The following is a 7,001-nucleotide window of genomic DNA, read 5'->3' on the forward strand; positions in this document are numbered from 1 at the left end:
CGGCCTCAGGGACGAGGCGAGGGAACGTAAAATATCACCACGGGCAGCCAAAGGTGGAACCATGAAATTAGCAACGATAGGGCTGTTACTGCTGGCAGTGCCTGGGACCGCGATACTGCCAGCCTGGGCTGACGAGCATCAGTGGCAGACCGCGCCTGGCGAACAGCTTCAGGCGCAGCTGACCATCAAAGAGGCGATCCTGCGCGCCTTCGCCCGCAATCCGAAAATTGCCCAGGCGGCGGCGCAAATCCAGGTGGGGAAGGCCAATCTTTCAGAAGCGGAAAGCGCGTGGTTTCCGCAGGTCTCGTTACAGGGGAACGTCGGACGTTCACACCGCACCGACTCGGCAGGCTCGCTGAGCAGTAATGGCGCGGGGGGCGTCAGCTTAAAACAGCTGATTTATGACTTTGGCAAAACCGGCGGCAGCATTGATGAGCAGCACGAGCTGTCGGATGCGTACCGCTACGATCTCTACCATTCGCTGAATGAAGTCGGCATGGAGACGCTGCAAACCTATTTGCAGGTCAAACGTTACCAGGCGCTGGCGGACGCGGCGCGTAAAAATATCACCTCGTTGCAGGCGGTGCAGGAGATGGCTGATCTGCGCGCCCAGGCCGGGCTGAGTTCCCAGTCCGACGTCTTACAGGCCCAGACGCGAATTGCCGGGCTGAACGCGACGCTTGCGCAATATGAAGCCCAGACCCGCTCCGCGCAGGCGGCGCTGAGCGTGCTCACCGGCGTGGTGGCAGACTCGCTGCCGGATCTGCCCGACGATCTGATGAAGCAAAAAATCACCCTCAAATCGCTGCCTTACGAGCGCAGCAACGCCGTGCGTAGCGCCCAGTCAAAGCAGCTTGCCGCCGAGCAGCGCATTCGCCAGGTGCAGGCGCAGCACTGGCCGACCGTCTCCGTACAGGCGGGGCGTACCCGCTATCAGAATGAAAACAGCAGCTACTGGGATGACCAGGTGCAGCTGGTGGTGGACGCGCCGCTGTATCAGGGCGGCGCGGTCAGTGCGCGGGTGGAGGCGGCGGAAGGCGATCGCGCCAATGCCCGCGCCCAGGTCGAGGCCAGCAAGCTGGAGATAAATCAGCGGGCTGCCACCGCCTGGGCGGATCTTACCGGGGCGCAGCAGCGCCAGCGGGCGGGGGATGCGCAGTTCCTCAGCGCCGATCGCGCCCGCGAGGTGTACCGCGACGAGTATCGTCTCAGCAAACGCAGCCTCAACGATCTGCTGAGTATTGAACAGGATGTCTTTCAGGCTGACACGGCGTCGATCACTGCGCGCTATGACGCCTGGGACGCCGCCGTTCGTTATGCCGGGGCCGCAGACAATCTGCTGGATATGCTGGGCATTGAACGCAGCCGCACCATTGGCGATACCTTGCCGTCACTTTAAGGAGCAGTAATGCAAGAGCCTGATACCGAAAGCTGGATCAATGTCATGGTGCGCGCCGCGGGACGATTCGGGCTGCCTGCCGATGCGCCTGCGGTGCGTCAGCAGATGCGCTGGTTTGAAGCGCTGCCGCGAAGCGCCCGACTGGAACGTTTAAGTGGCCTGATGGGATTACAGGTGCGCACGGTGCCGCTGGCGCGTATGCGCTGGAATGCGCAAAATCTGCCGGTGATCGTCCAGCTGGAGTCCGGGGAATTAATGCTGCTGGAGTCCATTGATGCCGAGGGGCTGGCGACCTACTGGCTGTCGGAAGGCGGCGATCTGGTGCGCGAAGAGCCGCTGGAAACGCTGCTCACCCGCGTAAAGCCGGAAGTGGTGATGCTCGGCATCGCCGCCCGTGGTCGTGACGCGCGCATTGATGATTTCACCAAACCCTGGGAAGCGCACTGGTTCTGGCGGCACTTCCGGCACAGTGGGCGCAAGCTGTCGGAGATCGCGCTCGCCTCGCTGCTTGGTAATGTGCTGGCGCTGGCGGGGATCTTATTCTCGATGCAGGTGTATGACCGGGTGATCCCGGCCCAGTCGATCCCGACGCTGTGGGTGCTGTTCATCGGCGTATTATTCGCCGCCATGCTGGAGTTTTTTATCCGCCTTGCCCGTACCCATGTGTCGGACATTATGGGCAAGCATATCGATCTGAACGTCTCATCGCTGTTTTTTGCCCGGGCGCTGGCGATCAAAAACGATGCGCGCCCCAAATCCACCGGTTCGTTTATTTCCCAGCTGCGCGAAATTGATCAGGTGCGCGAACTGCTCACCTCCACCACTGTCGGCGCGGCAATGGATATTCCCTTCGTGCTGCTGTTTCTCGCCATTATGGCGCTGGTGGGCGGTCCGCTGGTGGCGATCCCGTTGATCGCCATTCCGCTGATTGTGATCCCCGGCATCCTCGTGCAGTGGCCGATGGCGAAACTGGCGAAAGAGGGGATGCGGGAAAGCGCCATTCGTAACGCGGTGCTGGTGGAGTCCATCGAAGGCGTCGAAGACATTAAAGCGTTGCAGGCGGAACCCTATTTCCAGCGCCAGTGGGAGCACACCCATGCGGTGGGGGCGGGGATTGGCATGAAGCAGCGCGTATGGGGTGCGCGGCTCAGCGGCTGGGCCTCCACCGTGCAACAAATTACCTATGCCGGAATGCTGGTGTTCGGCTGCTATCTGGTGATGGAAGGGAGTATCACTACCGGGACGCTGGTCGCCTGTAGCCTGCTGTCGTCGCGTACCATCGCGCCGCTGATGCAGCTCACCATGGTGTTTTCCCGCTGGCAGCACGCGAAAACGGCGATGAATGGTCTGAACGATCTGCTGAAAAAACCGCTGGATAAAACGGCGGGCGAAAAAATGGCGCACTGCCCGGTACTGGCCGGGCATTTCCAGATGCAGCAGGTGCAGTACAGCTACGATGTGGAAAAGGGGGAGCAGGCGGTGCAGATCCCGGAGCTTGAGATCAAGCCCGGCGAGCGCGTGGCGATCCTCGGTAAAACCGGCGCGGGAAAATCGACCCTGCTGAAACTGCTTTCCGGTCAGGCGCAGGCCAGCAAGGGCAAAGTGATTATTGATGGCGTGGATATGGCGCATATCGACCCCAACGATGTGCGTCGCCAGCTCGGCTATCTGTCGCAGGATTCACGGCTGTTTTTCGGCACGCTGCGGCAGAACCTGATGCTCGGTCATCCCCACGCCACGGAAGCGGAGCTGATCCAGGCGCTGCGCATCAGCGGGGCGATCGGCATGGTGCAGCAGGATGCCGCCAGTCTGGACAGGCTGATCAACGAGGGCGGGCGCGGGCTGTCCGGCGGGCAGCGGCAGATGGTGCTGCTCAGCCGCCTGATTGTGCGTAATCCGCAGATCGTGCTGATGGATGAACCTACCGCCTCGATGGACGAGCAGCTGGAAGCCTGGGTGATCCGTCAGCTTTCCCAGTGGCTGACCGGGCGCACGCTGGTGCTGGTGACGCACCGTCCGGCGCTGCTGAATCTGGTCGACCGCATTGTGGTGATGGAGAACGGCAAAATCGTTGCCGACGGGCCGCGCGATTCGCTGATAAAACAGGCGGTGCGTAATAGTAGCGTCTCGTCAGTCGCATAAGGAGTACGCCATGAGTCAATTAAGTATGCAGGACGATCTGGCGCGCCAGGGCCGCTTCTACTCCTCCGTGATCTGGCTGACGCTGATCGGACTGCTGTTTTTTGTCGTCTGGGCCTGGTGGGCGGTGCTGGATGAGGTGACGGTGGGGACGGGGAAGATCACCCCGTCCAGCCATGCGCAGGTGATCGACAGTCTCGACGGCGGCATCGTCAATGATCTGCTGGTGAAAGAGGGGGATATTGTCGAGCGCGGGCAACTGCTGGCGCGCCTCGATCCAACCCGTTTTCAGTCTAACTATGGTGAGGCGGCCTCCAGAGTGCGCACGCTGCGCGCCTCCAGCGAACGTCTGCGTTCCGAGCTGACCGGCGAGCCGCTGCGCTTTAGCGCCGAGTCGATGCGCGAGCCGGATCTGGTCGCCCGTGAGCGGCAGCTATATGAATCGCGGCGGCGCAACCTTAATGAGACGGTGGCGAACCTGCAAAAAACGTATCAACTGGTGATGTCGGAACTGAAAATGACGCAGCCGCTGGTGGCAAAAGGGGCGGCAAGCCAGGTGGAGGTGATCCGCCTGCAACGCCAGGCCGCGGAATTGCAGGGCAAAATCGATGACGCCCGTAACCAGTTTGCGGTGCGGGCGCGTGAAGAACAGGTGAAAAATAACGCCGATCTGGACGCACAGATCCAGGTGATGTCCGGTAAGGCGGATCAGGTGGATCGCGCCTCGCTGTTCTCGCCGGTGCGCGGTATCGTAAAAGATATTCAGGTGACCACCGTCGGCGGTGTGCTGCAACCGGGCGGCAAGCTGATGGAGATCGTGCCGCTGGAAGATCAGCTACTGGTGGAGACGCGCATTAATCCGCGCGATATTGCCTATATTCGTCCGGGCTTACCGGCGACGGTAAAGGTGACGGCCTATGACTCGTCGATCTACGGGGATTTAACCGGCAAGGTGGAAGTGGTGTCGCCGGATACCCTGCAGGACGAGGTGAAGCGGGATCAGTTTTATTACCGGGTGTATGTGCGCACCTCGAAAGCCGAACTGCATAATAAAAGCGGCAAAAGCTTCCCGATTTTACCGGGCATGGTGGCGAACGTGGAGATCAAGACCGGGCAGAAATCGGTGATGGATTATCTGATTAAACCGCTGAACAAGGTCAACGAGGCGTTGCGGGAACGGTAACGAAGGCGGCAGGAAATGTCCTCTCCCTGTGGGAGAGGACCGGGGTGAAGGCAGGGATTAGCGACCGGCGTGTTTCATAATGCGGGCTTTATCCACTGCCCACTCTTTATCTTTCACATCGTTACGCTTGTCGTGCTGTTTCTTACCTTTCGCCACGCCAATTTTCACTTTGCACCAGGCGTTCTTCCAGTACAGCGACAGCGCCACCACGGTATAGCCATCGCGGTTAATGCGACCATACAGCGTGTCCAGCTCGCGCTGATTCAGCAGCAGTTTACGGGTACGGGTGGGATCGCAGACCACGTGCGTGGAGGCAACGGCCATCGGCGTAAAGTTTGCGCCGAACAGGAAGGCTTCGCCATCGATCAGGATGACATAGCTGTCGCTGATGTTTGCTTTACCGGCGCGCAGAGATTTAACTTCCCAGCCCTGTAAGGCCAGACCCGCTTCAAATTCATCTTCGATAAAATATTCATGGCGGGCGCGCTTGTTGAGCGCGATGGTGGCTGAGCCAGGTTTGTGTGCTTTTTTCTTGGTCATAATGCCGCTCAGTATAGGTAATCTGATGTTATAAAAACACCCCATTCCGTCCTGCGAGGTGTAACGCGTTATATTAGCACGAGTTGCGGCTAAGCGTTTTCCTTTCCTGGGAGGGAGATGTTATTATTTATAAGGTGTAGATCCCAGGAAAACGCTATGCCTCAGATTAGCCGATCTGCGTTAGTGCCTTACAGCGCAGAGCAGATGTATCAGTTAGTAAACGATGTGAAGTCTTATCCGGAGTTTTTGCCGGGCTGCACCGGCAGCCGCGTGCTGGAGTCCGGTCCGACGCAGATGACCGCCGCCGTGGATGTCTCCAAAGCCGGTATCAGTAAAACGTTTACCACACGTAATACATTGACCAGCAATCAAAGCATTTTGATGCACCTGGTCGATGGTCCCTTTAAGAAGCTGATGGGCGGCTGGAAGTTTACGCCGCTCAGCCCGGAAGCCTGTCAGATCGAGTTTCAGCTTGATTTTGAATTCACCAATAAGCTCATTGAGCTGGCGTTTGGTCGTATCTTCAAAGAGCTGGCGATGAACATGGTGCAGGCGTTTACCCATCGCGCTAAAGAGGTTTACAGTGCCGGGTAAAATCGTGGTGGAAGTGGCTTATGCGCTGCCAGAAAAGCAGTATTTGCAGCGCGTGACGCTGAACGAAGGTGCGACGGTTGAAGAAGCGATCCGCGCCTCCGGGCTGCTGGAACTGCGTTCAGATATATCGCTGACCGAGAATAAAGTCGGTATTTTCAGTCGTCCGGTGAAGCTTAAAGACGCGCTGCATGACGGCGATCGCGTGGAGATTTATCGCCCGCTGATTGCCGATCCGAAAGAGCTGCGCCGCAAACGGGCAGAAAAAAGCGCGGATAACGAGAAGTAAACGTTGTTCACCAGCCATAAAAAAAGGTGCTCAAGAGCACCTTTTTTGCTTTTCGGAAGCCTTACTGAGAGGTCAGCGCAGGCTTGTTATCGATATTAGTCAGCACGCCGTTGCTGTTGAAGGTCAGCGTCAGGGTTTGCTGTGTGACATCTTCATGGCCTGGCTGCTGACGGAAGACGTAGAACCAGGTGTTAGTCCCGAACGGATCGGTCACCATCGGCGTGCCGAGTGCGTAAGCAACCTGCTGTTGCGTCATACCGATACGGATTTTAGATACGTCGTTAGGTGCCAGGTAGTTGCCCTGATTAATATCAGGACGGTAAACCACTCGCTCCAGAGTGGAACAACCTGCGGTCAACATCAGAAGAACCGCTGCGGCAGCAGTCAGCATTTTACAGCGCATAGTGATTTTATTCCTTTTCGGGCCAGAGCAGTACGCGGCTCATTGGTAATATGCCGATGATAATAGACCTTTAGTCACATTAAAACCTTTATACACTTCATCCTTCAGGCTGCCTCGTCGTTGGCTGCGTTCACTCACCCCAGTCACATAGTGAACTATGCTCCCGGGGATTCGCTCGCTTGCCGCCTTGATGCAACCTGAATGCTTTTGTGTAAGCCCACTTCATCCTTCAGGCTGCCTCGTCGTTGGCTGCGTTCACTCACCCCAGTCACATAGTGAACTATGCTCCCGGGGATTCGCTCGCTTGCCGCCTTGATGCAACCTGAATGCTTTTGTGTAAGCCCACTTCATCCTTCAGGCTGCCTCGTCGTTGGCTGCGTTCACTCACCCCAGTCACATAGTGAACTATGCTCCCGGGGATTCGCTCGCTTGCCGCCTTGATGCAACCTGAATGCTT

General features: G+C 58.0%; 7 protein-coding genes. 5 read left to right on the top strand and 2 right to left on the bottom strand.

Annotation, left to right across the window (positions count from 1 at the left end; all coding sequences use genetic code 11):
* Window positions 1–61 precede the first annotated feature (61 nt).
* The 3 genes from KW828_RS06525 to KW828_RS06535 are packed head-to-tail and all read left to right on the top strand — an operon-like array spanning window position 62 to window position 4,721.
* Entirely contained in the window at window positions 62–1,399 is a 1,338-nt protein-coding gene (locus KW828_RS06525) for a TolC family outer membrane protein (RefSeq protein WP_218335633.1), read from the top strand.
* Between the two features lie 9 nt (window positions 1,400–1,408).
* A complete protein-coding gene (locus KW828_RS06530; protein WP_218335634.1) occupies window positions 1,409–3,541 on the top strand; it encodes a type I secretion system permease/ATPase in 2,133 nt (710 codons plus the stop codon).
* Between the two features lie 10 nt (window positions 3,542–3,551).
* Window positions 3,552–4,721: an HlyD family efflux transporter periplasmic adaptor subunit gene (locus KW828_RS06535; protein WP_218335635.1), complete on the top strand. Its 1,170-nt coding sequence runs from the start codon at window positions 3,552–3,554 to the stop codon at window positions 4,719–4,721.
* A 57-nt stretch (window positions 4,722–4,778) separates the two neighbouring features.
* On the opposite strand, the gene smpB is transcribed toward KW828_RS06535, so the two are convergent.
* Window positions 4,779–5,261 carry an SsrA-binding protein SmpB gene (gene smpB, locus KW828_RS06540; protein WP_072571551.1) on the bottom strand — a complete coding sequence of 161 codons (483 nt, stop codon included), beginning with the start codon at window positions 5,259–5,261 and terminating at the stop codon, window positions 4,779–4,781.
* Between the two features lie 156 nt (window positions 5,262–5,417).
* Between smpB and KW828_RS06545 the strand changes: the two genes are divergently transcribed.
* Window positions 5,418–5,855, top strand: coding sequence for a type II toxin-antitoxin system RatA family toxin (locus tag KW828_RS06545; protein ID WP_218335636.1), 438 nt, complete (start codon window positions 5,418–5,420; stop codon window positions 5,853–5,855).
* Window positions 5,845–6,141 carry an RnfH family protein gene (locus tag KW828_RS06550; RefSeq protein ID WP_218335637.1) on the top strand — a complete coding sequence of 99 codons (297 nt, stop codon included), beginning with the start codon at window positions 5,845–5,847 and terminating at the stop codon, window positions 6,139–6,141. The genes KW828_RS06545 and KW828_RS06550 overlap by 11 nt, the downstream gene beginning before the upstream one ends.
* A gap of 61 nt (window positions 6,142–6,202) precedes the next feature.
* On the opposite strand, the gene bamE is transcribed toward KW828_RS06550, so the two are convergent.
* Entirely contained in the window at window positions 6,203–6,544 is a 342-nt protein-coding gene (gene bamE, locus KW828_RS06555) for an outer membrane protein assembly factor BamE (protein ID WP_218335638.1), read from the bottom strand.
* Window positions 6,545–7,001: the final 457 nt, after the last annotated feature.

It is taken from the genome of Enterobacter sp. ENT03 (genome assembly GCF_019218745.1).
Lineage (GTDB): Bacteria > Pseudomonadota > Gammaproteobacteria > Enterobacterales > Enterobacteriaceae > Enterobacter_D.

Coding starts and splice junctions, on each gene's coding strand:
- KW828_RS06525 (WP_218335633.1), top strand. CDS start 62: ATGAAATTAGCAACGATAGGGCTGTTACTGCTGGCAGTGCCTGGGACC.
- KW828_RS06530 (WP_218335634.1), top strand. CDS start 1,409: ATGCAAGAGCCTGATACCGAAAGCTGGATCAATGTCATGGTGCGCGCC.
- KW828_RS06535 (WP_218335635.1), top strand. CDS start 3,552: ATGAGTCAATTAAGTATGCAGGACGATCTGGCGCGCCAGGGCCGCTTC.
- smpB (WP_072571551.1), bottom strand. CDS start 5,261: ATGACCAAGAAAAAAGCACACAAACCTGGCTCAGCCACCATCGCGCTC.
- KW828_RS06545 (WP_218335636.1), top strand. CDS start 5,418: ATGCCTCAGATTAGCCGATCTGCGTTAGTGCCTTACAGCGCAGAGCAG.
- bamE (WP_218335638.1), bottom strand. CDS start 6,544: ATGCGCTGTAAAATGCTGACTGCTGCCGCAGCGGTTCTTCTGATGTTG.